We start from the raw sequence: 13,339 nt of genomic DNA, 5'->3' as shown, positions 1-13,339 counted from the left end.
GCCGGAAAGCGCGCGTTTCAGTCTTTACCATCGCGGCCAGGGCGAAATGCTTGATCACCTCCTGATTTCCAGGGCGCTGCTAAAAAACTACCGCTGCACCGAAGTCCACAACGAGGCGTTGCACGACGAGTCGGTCGCCTTCGCCAACGACAAACTCTATCCGGAATCCGATCACGCGCCGGTCGTCGCGGAATTCGGCGAGCCGTTATGAACGCGCCGCTAAACCTAGGGAGGCCGACGATGCCCGCCATTGCCCAAAAAGATTTCTCCGCCGATAGGCCTGACCGATTCCGACTCTATTGCCGGCGACCGGGAGAACGCTCATGAGCGGTTTCCCCGGCTCGCCGAGACTGGTCAAGGGCGGCGTGGTGCTGATCGATCCCGGCAGCGGCGCGGTGCGGCGCATCATCGCCTTGCAGTACAACCCGGACACGATCACCCGCTCCTTGCAAGTGCAAGGTATCGGCGCCGACAGCGGCGACCGCTCGGAAGCCTTGCGGCTGAAAGGTCCGCCGGTGGAAACCATCAAGCTGGACGCCGAAATCGATGCCGCCGAGCAGTTGGAAATCGCCGACGGTCTGGCGACCCAAGTGGGTTTGCATCCGCAACTGGCGGCGCTGGAGTTGATCGTCTACCCGAGCAGTGCGCAGTTGCAGGCCGCCAATAGCCTGGCGCGCGCCGGCACCCTGGAAATCGCCCCGGCCGAAGCGGCGTTGATGCTGTTCATTTGGAGCAAGCAACGCATCGTGCCGGTGCGGCTGACCGAGTTCAGCATCACCGAGGAGGCCTTCGACGCCGCCTTGAATCCGATACGCGCCAAACTCAGTCTGGGCCTGCGGGTGCTGAGCGTCAACGACATCGGCTTCGATCACAAGGGCGGTAGCCTGTTTATCAGCTACCTGCAAAACAAGGAGCAGTTGGCGCAAAAATTTGCCGGCGGCGCGTTTGCGGCGCTGGGCATCAGCGGTATTTAGGAGACGACGATGACCGATCCGAATCTGGCTTTGCAACAACTTCTGCAACCCGGCGGAACCGCCAGTCCGTTTCCGCCCAGCAGCCGTTATTACGGCATTCCGACCGCGATTTTGGAAAGCGCCGACGGTCGCAAGATCGCCTATCTGCGCCGCCGCTTCGTACCGCCGCCGGAACGCTTCGAACTGCTGCAGGAACATACCGTTACTCAGGGCGAGCGGCTGGACAATATCACCGCCCGCTATCTGGGCGACCCGGAACAGTTCTGGCGGCTGTGCGATGCCAACCGAGCTCTGCAACCGTGCGAGCTGGAACAAGCCGGTCGCAAATTGCGCATCACCTTGCCGGAAGGCATTCCGGGGCCGGGTAATGCTTAACGGCATCAACCTGACCTTGCTGATCGGTCCGGCGGTGCCGATACCGGCGCCGATGGCGGTGATCGAGGCCTTGACCAGCGTCCAGGTCAACAGCGGCGGCGAGCGCAGCGGGTTTCAGCTAGTGTTTGCGGTCAGCTCCCGGTCGTTGCTGACCACCACGTTGCTGCCGGCGGGTTATTTCGACCCGATCACGACGCGGGTGATGGTCATCGTCACGCTGAACGGCGTCCCCAACGTGTTGATCGACGGCATCGTCACCCGCCAGGAAATGTCGCCGAGCAGCGAGCCGGGTCAGGCCAAGCTGACCATTACCGGCGAGGATTTGAGCGTGCTGATGGACATCGTCGAACTGAAACGGCCGTTTCCGGGCATGGACGATACCTTGCAAATGCTGACGATCCTGGCGCCGTACGCCGCCTTCGGGGTGATTCCGCTGGTGACGCCGCCGCTGTTTCTGAATTTTATGTCGCCGACCAAGGGCTACAAATCCCAGGATTCCACCGATCTGGCCCATATCAAAAAATTGGCGGCGCGCAACGGCTACGTGTTTTACGTCGAATCCGGGCCGTTGCCGGGCCAGAGTCTGGCTTACTTCGGCCCCAATATCCGGCTGCCGATTCCGCAGCCGGCCTTGACCGTCAACATGGACGCGCACAGCAATGTCGACAGCCTGAGTTTTTCGTTGAACGGTTTGGCCAAGGAAGTGCTGATCGTCACGGTGATGGACCCGATCACCCATAAAATCCCGATCCCGGTGCCGATACCCAACATCAGCATTTTTCAGCCGCCATTGGGCGCGCGGCCGACGCCGCCCGCCAAGGTCAGGTTCGCCAAGGAAGTCGCCGGCGAAGACCCGCCGGGGGTGGTCAATCTGATGGTCGGGCAAATGCTGAAAGGCTCCGCCAACGCGATTACCGGCAGCGGCTCGATGGACGTGTTGCGCTACGGTCGGGCTTTGCGGGCGCGGATGGTGGTCGGCGTGCGCGGTGCCGGTCTGGCTTACGACGGCTTGTATTACGTCGATAGCGTCACCCACAACCTGAAACACGGCGAATACAAACAAAACTTCACGCTGTCGCGCGACGGGCTGATTTCCAACACGCCGAGGCTGCCGGTATGAACGAAGAAAACAAATATTGGGGCAAATATCGCGGCACCGTGGTCAACAACGTCGATCCGGAACAACGCGGGCGGATTCAGGCGCTGGTGCCGGACGTCAATTCATTGATTCCGACCACCTTTGCCGAACCTTGCGTGCCGCTGGCCGGTCCGACCGGGCCGCCGATGGGCGTGTACATGGTGCCGCCGATCGGTGCCGGGGTGTGGATAGAGTTCGAACACGGCGATCTGGACAAGCCCATTTGGGTTGGTTGCCGCTGGGGTCTGCAAACCGATATTCCGCTGGCGGCGCTGGCCGGCAATCCCGCCGATCCCAATATCGTGATTCAGTCCTTGTTGCAGCAGGGCATCATCGTCAGCGACCTGCCGCCGGCCCCGCCGCCGCCGGTGATGCCGCCGATTCCGACCACCGGGGGCGTGATTTTGCGCAGCACCACCGGCGCTTACATCGTGGTCAACGACGCCGGTATCTTCATCAGCAACGGCAAGGGCGCCAGCCTGGAAATGCTGGGCCCGGCGGTGATGATCAACAAACTGGCGCTGGTGGTGACCTGAGATGGCGGGCTTTTTAGTGCATGTCGGCGCGCAGGTGTTATGCGCCCACGGCGGTCAGGCGACGCCGACGGTGCCCAATCCGCGCGTGACGGTCAGCGGCCAGCCGACCGTGCTGATGACCGCGCCGTATATTGTTGCCGGCTGCGCGTTGCCGCCGCCGCCCGCCGCCAACGGCCCCTGCGTGACCGGGCAATGGCTGATGGGTACCACCCGGGTCACCTCCAACGGCCAACCGCTGGTGGTGCAAAGCAGTCAGGCGATCTGCGCGCCGACCGCGACGCCGCTGTTGATTTTATTAACCCAAACCCGCGTCAGCGCGCTGTGAGGATGCCATGATAGCCGTCGATTTTCCTTTGCATTTCGATCAGCGCGGGCGTACCGCCGTCACGAATGACGACGAGCATATCCGCGACATGATCGAGCAATTCCTGTTCACCAACAACGGCGAACGCGTCAATCGACCGGATTTCGGCAGCGGCTTGTTGCAGCTGATGTTCGCGCCGAATAGCCCCGAATTGGCCGCGACTTTGCAATTCACGATTCAAGCCGGCCTGCAGCGCTGGCTGGGCGACGTGCTGGACGTACTGGGCTTGGAAGTGACCAGTCAGGATTCGATCCTGCGGGTGCAGGTGCAATACCGGGTCAAGCGCAGCGGCGAGGTCCGTAGCGCGGAATTCCTCAGGAGTCCGACATGAGCGCCTCGGCCTTGTTGTGCCGAGACGCTAGCCGCCGCGCGCTGGTCCGGGCCAGCGAAAGCTTGAACGGCTTCGATTATTTGGAAGTCGGCGACGACCAACTGAGCTTGACGGTGTTTTTTCTGCGCAAGGCGCCGGAACGCCTCGAGGCCGCGAATCTGCGCATCCTCGGCGGCGAACGGATTACCGGCATCCGGGTAGTGTCGGTCGAAATCGTTCGCGACGAAGATCCGGAGCGCGACGACTACATGCGGGTTGGTGTCGACCGTTACGGCGATTTTTCCAACTATCGCTTGTGCGCGGTGGCGCTGGACGAACAGGGCCGGCCTACCGAGCGGACTTTGGCCGGCTTCGATCCGCGCTACGCCTGTCTGGATTTTAATTTCAAGGTGGCTTGCGGCGGCGAAATCGACTGCAAGCCGGTTCAAGGCTGCACGGAGCCGGCGGCGGAAGGACCGGAAATCAATTATCTGGCCAAGGATTACGCCAGCTTCCGGCGATTGATTTACGACCGGCTGGCATTGACGTTGCCGGATTGGCGGGAACGCCACGTGCCGGATTTGGGCGTGACGCTGGTCGAACTGCTGGCTTACGTTGGCGACCATCTCAGTTACTACCAGGACGCCGTCGCCAGCGAAGCGTATCTGGACACCTCGCGGCGGCGGATCTCGGTCCGGCGCCACGCCCGCTTGGTCGATTACCGCTTGCACGAGGGTTGCAACGCCAGGGCTTGGCTGTGCCTGGAGGTATCGCAAGACTTGGTGGTCGATAGTGCCGATGTGTTTTTCGTTACCGCATTCGGTGACAGCGACGACGCGGTTTTACTCAAGGCCGAGGACTTACCGAAAACCCTGCCGCAACCGTATCTGGTGTACGAACCCCTGCTGGTGCCGACCAAACAAACCCTGCACTGGTACGCGGCGCACAATGCCATCGAATTTTATACCTGGGGCGACGCGCAATGCTGTCTGGCCAAGGGTGCAACTTCGGCCACTCTGCTGGACCCCGGCTTGGAAAGCCGGCAATTGCATTTGCAAGTCTGCGAAGTGTTGATCTTCGAGGAAGTGCTCGGCCCACACACCGGCAACCGCGCCGATGCCGATCCCAAGCATCGCCATCCGGTGCGGCTGATCGCGGTCGAGGAGGGCGTCGATCCGTTGACCGGTCGTTTCATCGTCGATATCCGCTGGGGCCGGGCCGACGCCTTGCCGTTTGCGTTGTGTTTGTCGGCGGTCAAGGACGACGACTGTTCGTTGCTGACCGGTGTCAGCGTGGCCCGAGGCAATGTGCTGCTGGTCGATCACGGCGAAACCGTGACCGAAACACTGGAAGCGGTGCCCGGCAGCTGGCACATGCCGGATTGCGGCGACTGCGGCGTGCGCGAACCGATAGCCTTGCCGCTGCGCTTTCGGCCGCGCTTGAGCCAGCCTGAATTGACCCACGTCCAGCCGCTACCGGCTTGTCGTCAGCCCGACCCGTGCGGCACGCAAGCGCAAGTCGTCGAGGCCACCGCGTTAGCGGGTCAGGATGTCCGCCTGGCTCTGCCTTGGTTGACCTTGACCGAAACCGATCTCGGCGCTTGCGACACGCCGGCCGTTTGGTCGGCGCAGCCCGATTTGTTGAACAGCAACGCCGGCGACCGCCACTTTTCCGTCGAAATCGACGACGACGCGGTCGCCTGGCTGCGCTTCGGCGACGGCCAACAAGGCCGAAGACCCCAGCCCGGCACCCGTTTCGCGGCCAGCTACCGAGTTGGCAACGGCCCGGCCGGGTTGGTCGGTGCCGAGGCGATTAAACGCATCGTGTTCCGCGACCGCTTACCCGGCGGCGCGACCATCTTGGCGCGCAATCCGCTGCCAGCCAAGGGCGGGGTCGCGGCGGAGCCGGTGGCTCAGGCGCGTTTGCTGGCACCGCAGGCCTTTCGGCGGGTGTTGCAACGCGCCGTCACTGAACAGGACTACGCGGATATCGTGATGCGCGATTTCGCCGCCGAAGTGCAAAAAGCCGCCGCGACGCTGCGTTGGAACGGCAGCGGCTACCGGATGTGGGTGGTGGTCGATGCCTACGCGGCCAGCGCCGATTGCCGGTCCTTGCTGTGCCGCATCGATCGGCATTTGCGGCGCTACCGGCGTATCGGCCACGACCTGGAAGTGGTCACCGCGCGGCAAGTACCGCTGGCCTTGACCTTGAAGGTCTGCGTCCGGTCCGGCTTTTTACAAAGCCAGGTAAGGGCCGGCTTGCAAAGCTTGTTCAGCAACCGCGCTTTGGCCGACGGCCGGCGCGGCTTTTTTCATCCGGATCATCTCAGTTTCGGCGACGGTGTGTATTTGAGCCGTATCGTCGCGGCGGCGCAAGCGGAGGCCGGCGTGGCCGGCGTCGAAGTGGTCGAGTTGCGGCGCCTGTTCGAAGCGGCCGGCGATGCCGTCGCTAGCGGGGTATTGACGCTGGCGCCGCTGGAAATCGCCCGCCTGGACAACGATAAAGGTTTTCCGGAACGCGGACTATTGACGCTGAATATGGAGGGCGGACGATGAACACCTTTTCGACTTGCGGTTGTTGCACCGGCATCGATAGCACGGTGCCGGCGGCCATCGAAAATCGGCCCGGCTTGCCGGCCTTGCGTTACCGGATCGGCGACTACCACTCGTTTCTGGAATCGGCGCTGGCGCGGCTGTCCTCGCTGAATCTGGCCGAGCCGGGCGAAGCGGGCCGTTATCCGGTGCAGGCCTTGACCAGCCGCCAGCCCGACGATTTTTCGATCGCGCTACTGGCGGGCTGGGCCAGCCTCGCCGACGTGCTGAGTTTTTACCAGGAACGCGTCGCCAACGAAGGCTATCTGCGCACCGCCACCGAGCGGCGCTCGGTGCTGGAATTGGCCCGGCTGATCGGTTATCGGCCCAGGCCAGGCGTCGCGGCCAGCGTGTTTTTGGCCTACGGCTTGGAGGATAAATTCGAAGGTCCCAGCCTGATAGCCAAAGGCGCGAAAGTACAAAGTCTGCCGGCGCCGGGCGAGTTGCCGCAGACCTTCGAGACCAGCGACGATCTGGAGGCGCGCGCCGCCTGGAACACCTTGAAACCGCGCCTGAGCCGCCCGCAAACGCCGTTGTCGATGTTTTTCGATCCCGGCGGGCCGCGCGTTTATCTAAAAGGCATCAGTACCAAGCTGAACGTCGACGATCCGCTGCTGATCCAGATCGGCGGCAACGAGCCGGCGCTGTTGCGGGTTGGCGAAGTCTTGCCGGAACCCGAGCACGACCGCACCTTGGTACGTTTTCAGATCGGCGTGACGCCGCTCGGCGGCAGCTTGCGTTGGTCGGACGTCATTAACGACTCGTATCAATTGCTGTTGCTCGACGACGGCAGCGGTGAGCCGGGCTTTTTCGATTTTCATTTCGGCGTGGATACAGACGAAGCGGAGCAGGTCGGCTTGACGCTGTATTCGCTGGCCGACGGCGGCGCCTGGCTGCTGGAGATCGCCGCCAACGGCAGCAAAATCGCGTTGAGCCGGGATGGCCGGAAACTGGCGTATGCGGTGAAGTCGGTGGACGGCATTAGAGTGCCCCGACTCAGCTATCTTCGTATTTCGCTGGAAGGTTTGCAGGATTACCGGCAAATTATCGCCGGCTTGACTCAGTCTCCGTCGCTACAGCCCCGCAACCAGGCGGCCTTGCCCCGCGGTTTAGCCGGCCAATTCTTTGCCGAACCGCTATTGGACCCGAATGCGGGCAGTGGCGGTGATGGGGATGGTGGCGTAACCGGCGGAGAGCTGAGTTTTCGCGCCAGTCTGTTGGCGACCGATGTCGCCGCGCGCTACGCGACCCAAGGCTTGAATGCGGTGGCCGATGCCAACAACGCCATCGCCAAGCGCTTCAGTCCGGCCTTGCGCACACATCTCGCCGCCGCGACCGCCAATACCCGGATCACGCTGGACGGGCCGGTGACGGTTTACGCGTTGCGCGGCAAGGCCGCGCCGTTCGGACATAACGCGCCTTTACGCCAGACGGTATTGGTAAACGGCATTTATTCGCTGGCCGAATGGAGTATCGCCAATCCGTATAACACGCCAGCTACGTCCAGCACCGGGTCCGTTACCGGTGCCGTATTCCATCAGCCCACCACGTTGTATCTGGACGCCGATTATCCGTTGACCACCGGCGGTTGGATCGTGATTGCCAAAGCCGACGGTAGCGAGATCGTCGTGCGTTTGGATAAGGACACCTTGCAACACCGCTCGCTGGCCGCCTACGGCCTGAGTGGTAAAAGCCTGGCGGTCAGCCTGCCTGACCAGAAGGCCTGGATCGGCGAACCCACCGGCACCAACCCGGAACCGTTCAGCACAGTGCGTACCACCACGGTGCTTATTCAAAGCGAAGCGCTAGCCTTGGCCGAAGAGCCGATCAGTACGCCGGTGTGCGGCGGCGACGGCGAGTTGCTGGAGCTGGACCGCTACCACGAGGATTTGCAAGCCGGCCGCTGGGTCATCGTCAGCGGCGAGCGCGCCGACTTGCCGGGTACCTCGGGCGTGCGTTTCAGCGAGTTGGCGATGCTGTCCTCGGTGCGCCAGGATTTGTATCGGCAGACCTATTACAGCTTGACCGGCCGAAACGGCGGTGTCGATAAACTGGAGTTCAGCTTGCCCGGCGACCGCATTCACAGCTTCGTCAAGCTGGCCAAGCCGCTGGCCTATTGCTTTAAGCGCGATACCGTCAAGATCCACGCCAACGTGGTCAAGGCCAGCCACGGCGAAACCCGCAAGGAAGTGCTGGGCAGCGGCAACGGCGGCAAAGTCTTGCAACGGTTTACATTAAAGCAAGCGCCGTTGACTTTCGTCGCTGCCAATAATCCGGCCGGCATCGATAGCACGCTGGCGGTGTCGGTCAACGGCGTGCAATGGCGGGAAGCGGCGGCTTTAAACGATTTGAATTCAACCGGCCGCGGTTTCGTGACCCAAACCGACGACGAGGGTAAGACTTCGGTGATTTTCGGCGACGGCGTACACGGCGCGCGCTTGCCGAGCGGCGTTGAAAATATTCAAGCGGTTTATCGCAGCGGCATCGGCAAGGGCGGCAATGTCAAGGCCGAGCAAATCAACCTGCTGTTGAGCCGCCCGTTGGGCGTCAGGGATGTGGTCAATCCATTGCGGGCTGCGGGCGGCGCCGATCCGGAAGGCCGCGACCAGGCGAAGACCAACGCGCCGCTGACCCTGGCGGCACTGGACCGGCTGGTATCGGTGCGCGATTACCAGGATTTTTCCCGGACCTACGCCGGCATCGGTAAGGCTCATGCGCTGGAATTGTCCGACGGCCGTCGCCAGATCGTTCACGTCACGGTGGCCGGCGCCGAAGACATTCCGATCGACGAGACTTCCGACTTGTTTTTGAACTTGCGCCAAGCCTTGCGCGACTGTGGCGACCCGTTTCAGCCCGTGCAATTGGCGGTGCGGGAATTGTTGTTGATCGTCGTCAGCGCCAAGGTTCGCATCGCTGCCGATTATCGCTGGGAAAATGTCGAGCCGGCCCTGCGTGCGGTATTGCTGGATGCCTTTGGTTTCGAGCGCCGCGAGTTGGGGCAGGGCATTTGTTTGTCGGAAATCATCAGCGCTCTGCAAGGCGTGGCCGGGGTGGTTTATGTCGATGTCGATGCCTTTGGCGGCGTGCCGGAAAAAATCCCCGACGCGACAGGGCGGCGTTTGCTAACACCCGCCGAAATTGCCAAGGCTGTCAAAGCGATCGCCGGGCAAAAGCAACCGGCCCAACAGTTGGCCGTGAATTTGGCCAAATACGAAAACGGCGCGATAAGGCCCGCGCAAATCGCGGTGTTGGCGGCCGAGATTCCGGAAACGCTGAGTTTGAATCCGATACTGTGAGGCTGGCATGAACGCGACACTCGATAAACTTTACGAATTGCTGCCGGCGATCCACCGGATTCGCGACGCCGAACAGGGCGAGCCGTTACGGGCATTGTTGCGCGTAATCGCCGAACAGGCCGATCTGCTCGAGGCCGACATTGCCCAACTCTATGAAAACTGGTTCATCGAAACCTGCGACGACTGGGTGGTGCCGTATTTGGGCGACTTGATCGGCTATCAACCGGTCGCGGCGGCCGGCCGGCCGGGCAACGCGACGCCGCAAGGCCGATTGCTGAACCGGGCCTTGACGCCGCGCCGGGAAATCGCCAACACCCTGCGCTATCGGCGGCGCAAGGGCAGCTTGGCCTTGCTGGAAAGCCTGGCCGCCGACGTGGCCGGCTGGCCGGCGCGGGCGGAGGAGTTTTTACCGCTGCTGAGCCGCACTCAGCATCTGAATTACCAGCGGCTAGCGCAGGGCCGCAGCGTCGATGTCCGCCAAGGCGCGGCCCTAGCTTTGCTGGGTGGTCCGTTCGACGCCATTGCCCATGGCGTGGACGTGCGGCGTATCCATTCAAGCCATTCGCCGGGCCGTTACCATCCGGCGGCGGTGGCTTTGTTCGTCTGGCGAATTCAGGCCTACTCGGTCAGCAAAACCTCGGCCTGTTGCGTGGAGGAAGTGGCGCCGCATTGTTTTACCTTCAGCGCGCTGGGCAACGACAGTCCGCTCTATCATCGGCCCCAAGCAGATGTCGCCGAAACGATTGCCGAGGAAACCGGGTTGCCGGTGCCTATCCGCTGTCGCTTGTTTCACGCCGAAACCGCCGCCGCGCCTGTCGACTACGGCGAAGGCCGCAGCTTTGCGATTTGGGCGCCGGGCTGGCCGAAGAAAGACACGCCGCAGCCCTTGCCCAGGGATTTACTGGTTAGCGCCGATCTGAGCGATTGGCGCTTCGTGCCGCCCAAGGGCCAATTGGCGATCGATACCGAACGCGGTCGGCTGGCGTTTCCGAGCAAACAGTTACCGAAGAAAGTTTGGGTGTCGTATCACTACGGTTTCAGCGCACCGCTGGGCGGCGGCGAATATCCGCGCGAACTCAGCCAGGCCGACGCTAGCCAATTGATCCGGGTGTGCGGGCAGGACGAGTTGCAAAAAGCCCTGCTGCCCTGGCAGTCCGGCCAAGCCGCCGCGCAGCAACCGGCCCGCGCCGTGGTCGAGATTGCCGATAGCGGCGTCTACGTGCTGCCTATCAATCTGGAACTGGCGCCCGGCCACGTCCTGCAAATTCGCGCCGGCGACGCCACTCGGCCCATCATCCGCTTGCTGGATTGGCAGACCGACCAGCCCGACAGCTTCAGTATTCGCGGCAGCGCCGATAGCCATCTGGTGCTGGACGGTCTGATGATCGCCGGCCGCGGCGTGCTGGTCGAAGGCCCGCTGGGCAGTCTGGTGATCCGCCATTGCACCTTGGTGCCGGGCTGGTCGCTGGACTGCGCCTGCGAGCCTTGCCGGCCGGCCGAACCCAGCCTGACCGTGTTGAACAGTTTGGTGTGTATCCGCATAGAGCACAGTATCGTCGGGTCGATACAGATCGGCAACGACGAAGTCAACGCCGAGCCGTTGGAACTGCATATCAGCGACAGCATCGTCGATGCCACCGGCTGGGACGGCGACGGTCCGGAGAGCGAGGCGATCGGCGCGCCGGGGCCGGGCTTTGCTCACGCCATTGTGACCATCGCTCGTACCACCGTGTTCGGTTGCGTGAATATTCATGTGTTGAGCTTGGCGGAAGATAGCCTCTTCATGGGTGCGGTCTGCGTGGCCCGGAGACAATTGGGATGCATGCGGTTTTGCTACGCGCCGCCGACCTCGCGGACGCCGCGCCGCTACCATTGTCAACCGGATCTGGCCACCGCCGAATTGAGCGGCGACGCCAAATTGCTCGAACAATTAAGAGTCGCGCCGCGTTTCACGAGCAGCCGTTACGGTACGCCCGCCTATGCGCAATTGGCCGCGGATTGTCCGGCGGAAATCTGGCGCGGCGCCGAGGACGAAGCGGAAATGGGTGCGTTTCACGATTTGTTCCAACCGCAACGCTTGGCTAACTTGCGGACGCGACTGCAGGAATACACGCCGGCCGGTACCGATGCCGACATCATTTTGGCGAGCTAAGCCGCCGTACAATTGAGGATGACGATATGAAAGGCGATTTTTCGAGAATGACGTTTACCCCGGATAAGCAGTTCCTGCGGGTATTGATGCAACAAGGCCGGGTGCAACTCGACGCCGACTGGAACGAGCAAAATGCGATTCTGCTGCATTACTTGCAGACCCTGGCCGCCGATTTGATCGGCCCCTATGGTGGACCGGCAGCGGCGCACGGCTTCGAGATATTCACCAAGCCCAAACCCAAGCCGGGCGATTTCAATATTGGGCCGGGGCGCTATTATGTTGATGGCCTGTTGTGCGAGAACCCGGCGCGGCTGACCTACCTGAGCCAGCCCAATTTCCGTTTGGACGAGAAATCCGGCCCGTTGCCGTCGGGCCGCTACCTGGTGTATCTGGACGTTTGGGAACGCCATATCAGCTATCAGGAAGACGATGCCATTCGCGAAAAAGCGCTGAACGGCGCCGACACGGCCAGCCGCTCGCAATTGGTGTGGCAGGTCAAAGCCTTGGAACTTCCCGAAGGCCTGGATTGGCAGCAGGCCTTGGACAGCCAATTGATCGTTAGCCAAGCCTGTTTGGCCGCGCAAGTCAAACCGGCGGATGCGCCGACCGACGCCTGTTGCCAACAGCCGGACGCGCAATATCGCGGTCAGGAAAACCAGTTGTACCGGATTGAAATTCACAATCCCGGCGGCGACGAGAGTCCGGCGACCTTCAAATGGTCGCGGGAAAACGGCGCGGTCGCGTTTCCGGTGACCAGTGTCGTTGCCGATGCGGCCAGCGAAATCTTGACCGTAACGCTGGAACATTTGGGCCGCGACGCCAAATTGACCCTGACCGAAAAAGACTGGGTGGAATTGCAGGATGACGACAGTGTGTTGTCGAACGCGATCAATCCGCTCTGCCAAGTGAGGAGCATTGATCGCATCAACCAGACCGTGACCTTGGCCGGCACCAGTCCGCTGGTGTTTCGCGCCGACCGGCATCCGCTGCTGCGGCGCTGGGACCAGCAGGGCGACGCCGACGGTCTGGCAATCAAGCCCGGCGAATGGCAGCCTGTGGAAGCCGGCATCGAAGTCAAATTTACAATTAACGGCGACTTGCGCGGCGGCGACTACTGGCTGATCCCGGCGCGCATCGCGACCGGCGACATCGAATGGCCAAACCGCGACGACGGCCAAGGCAACCGCGTTGCGCTCTCCAAGCGGCCGGCTGGCGTCGAGCACCACTACGCGCCGCTGGCGCTAATCGACTCCGGAGAAGGTGACGCCGTAGCCGTCAGAGAAGACTTGCGCTGCGGTTTCTCGCCGCTGTCCGCCAACTGCCAAAACAGTCTCGGCCGGCCGCTGGGCGACGGCGCCGGGATAGACAAATTATGTCAGGACAACCGGGATAGCTAATCGAGTCGCGCCGAGCGCTGTGCGTTGGACTGTTTAGGATTACGGCTATGAACCGGTTTTTCAGCCCCGGAGATGTGCGGAATCAGACTCTAGGCCGACCCCGAGAGCAGTTTGCCCTGAGCGCCACCTATATTTTCGCTTAAGGCTAGATTAATGTCAATCCTCTCAACTTAAGCCAATTAACCAATAAATTCATTGGGTTAAAG

Annotated in this window: 10 protein-coding genes and 1 pseudogene; all 11 read left to right on the top strand. The window is 62.1% G+C overall.

The window, feature by feature from the left end; translation table 11 throughout:
* Nucleotides 1-211: pseudogene (locus AC3B8H_RS12700) on the top strand (endonuclease/exonuclease/phosphatase family protein); the annotation flags it as partial.
* Nucleotides 212-323: 112 nt separating this feature from the next.
* Complete coding sequence (locus tag AC3B8H_RS12695) at nt 324-974, top strand: hypothetical protein (RefSeq protein ID WP_488441932.1); 651 nt, start codon at nt 324-326, stop codon at nt 972-974.
* 9 nt (nt 975-983) lie between these two features.
* Complete coding sequence (locus AC3B8H_RS12690; RefSeq protein ID WP_488441931.1) at nt 984-1,349, top strand: LysM domain-containing protein; 366 nt, start codon at nt 984-986, stop codon at nt 1,347-1,349.
* Nucleotides 1,342-2,469 (top strand): hypothetical protein, encoded by a 1,128-nt coding sequence (locus AC3B8H_RS12685; RefSeq protein ID WP_488441930.1) that lies wholly within the window; start codon nt 1,342-1,344, stop codon nt 2,467-2,469. The genes AC3B8H_RS12690 and AC3B8H_RS12685 overlap by 8 nt, the downstream gene beginning before the upstream one ends.
* Complete coding sequence (locus AC3B8H_RS12680) at nt 2,466-3,023, top strand: phage baseplate assembly protein V (RefSeq protein ID WP_168029401.1); 558 nt, start codon at nt 2,466-2,468, stop codon at nt 3,021-3,023. The genes AC3B8H_RS12685 and AC3B8H_RS12680 overlap by 4 nt, the downstream gene beginning before the upstream one ends.
* A gap of 1 nt (nt 3,024) precedes the next feature.
* Entirely contained in the window at nt 3,025-3,348 is a 324-nt protein-coding gene (locus tag AC3B8H_RS12675; RefSeq protein WP_313730035.1) for a hypothetical protein, read from the top strand.
* A gap of 7 nt (nt 3,349-3,355) precedes the next feature.
* Complete coding sequence (locus tag AC3B8H_RS12670) at nt 3,356-3,718, top strand: GPW/gp25 family protein (protein ID WP_488441929.1); 363 nt, start codon at nt 3,356-3,358, stop codon at nt 3,716-3,718.
* Nucleotides 3,715-6,252: a putative baseplate assembly protein gene (locus tag AC3B8H_RS12665; protein ID WP_488441928.1), complete on the top strand. Its 2,538-nt coding sequence runs from the start codon at nt 3,715-3,717 to the stop codon at nt 6,250-6,252. Before AC3B8H_RS12670 ends, AC3B8H_RS12665 begins: the two co-directional genes overlap by 4 nt.
* On the top strand, nt 6,249-9,584 hold the full coding sequence (locus AC3B8H_RS12660) for a putative baseplate assembly protein (RefSeq protein WP_488441927.1): 3,336 nt from the start codon (nt 6,249-6,251) through the stop codon (nt 9,582-9,584). Before AC3B8H_RS12665 ends, AC3B8H_RS12660 begins: the two co-directional genes overlap by 4 nt.
* A gap of 7 nt (nt 9,585-9,591) precedes the next feature.
* Nucleotides 9,592-11,736 carry a hypothetical protein gene (locus AC3B8H_RS12655; protein WP_488441926.1) on the top strand — a complete coding sequence of 715 codons (2,145 nt, stop codon included), beginning with the start codon at nt 9,592-9,594 and terminating at the stop codon, nt 11,734-11,736.
* Nucleotides 11,737-11,762: 26 nt separating this feature from the next.
* Nucleotides 11,763-13,133, top strand: coding sequence for a DUF6519 domain-containing protein (locus tag AC3B8H_RS12650; RefSeq protein ID WP_488441925.1), 1,371 nt, complete (start codon nt 11,763-11,765; stop codon nt 13,131-13,133).
* The last annotated feature ends 206 nt before the right edge of the window (nt 13,134-13,339 follow it).

This window comes from Methylomonas sp. BG-2 (assembly GCF_057766305.1).
Note: the sequence above shows the minus strand (reverse complement) of the source record. Positions and strands in the feature narration are given on the sequence as shown.

Coding starts and splice junctions, on each gene's coding strand:
- AC3B8H_RS12695 (WP_488441932.1), top strand. CDS start 324: ATGAGCGGTTTCCCCGGCTCGCCGAGACTGGTCAAGGGCGGCGTGGTG.
- AC3B8H_RS12690 (WP_488441931.1), top strand. CDS start 984: ATGACCGATCCGAATCTGGCTTTGCAACAACTTCTGCAACCCGGCGGA.
- AC3B8H_RS12685 (WP_488441930.1), top strand. CDS start 1,342: ATGCTTAACGGCATCAACCTGACCTTGCTGATCGGTCCGGCGGTGCCG.
- AC3B8H_RS12680 (WP_168029401.1), top strand. CDS start 2,466: ATGAACGAAGAAAACAAATATTGGGGCAAATATCGCGGCACCGTGGTC.
- AC3B8H_RS12675 (WP_313730035.1), top strand. CDS start 3,025: ATGGCGGGCTTTTTAGTGCATGTCGGCGCGCAGGTGTTATGCGCCCAC.
- AC3B8H_RS12670 (WP_488441929.1), top strand. CDS start 3,356: ATGATAGCCGTCGATTTTCCTTTGCATTTCGATCAGCGCGGGCGTACC.
- AC3B8H_RS12665 (WP_488441928.1), top strand. CDS start 3,715: ATGAGCGCCTCGGCCTTGTTGTGCCGAGACGCTAGCCGCCGCGCGCTG.
- AC3B8H_RS12660 (WP_488441927.1), top strand. CDS start 6,249: ATGAACACCTTTTCGACTTGCGGTTGTTGCACCGGCATCGATAGCACG.
- AC3B8H_RS12655 (WP_488441926.1), top strand. CDS start 9,592: ATGAACGCGACACTCGATAAACTTTACGAATTGCTGCCGGCGATCCAC.
- AC3B8H_RS12650 (WP_488441925.1), top strand. CDS start 11,763: ATGAAAGGCGATTTTTCGAGAATGACGTTTACCCCGGATAAGCAGTTC.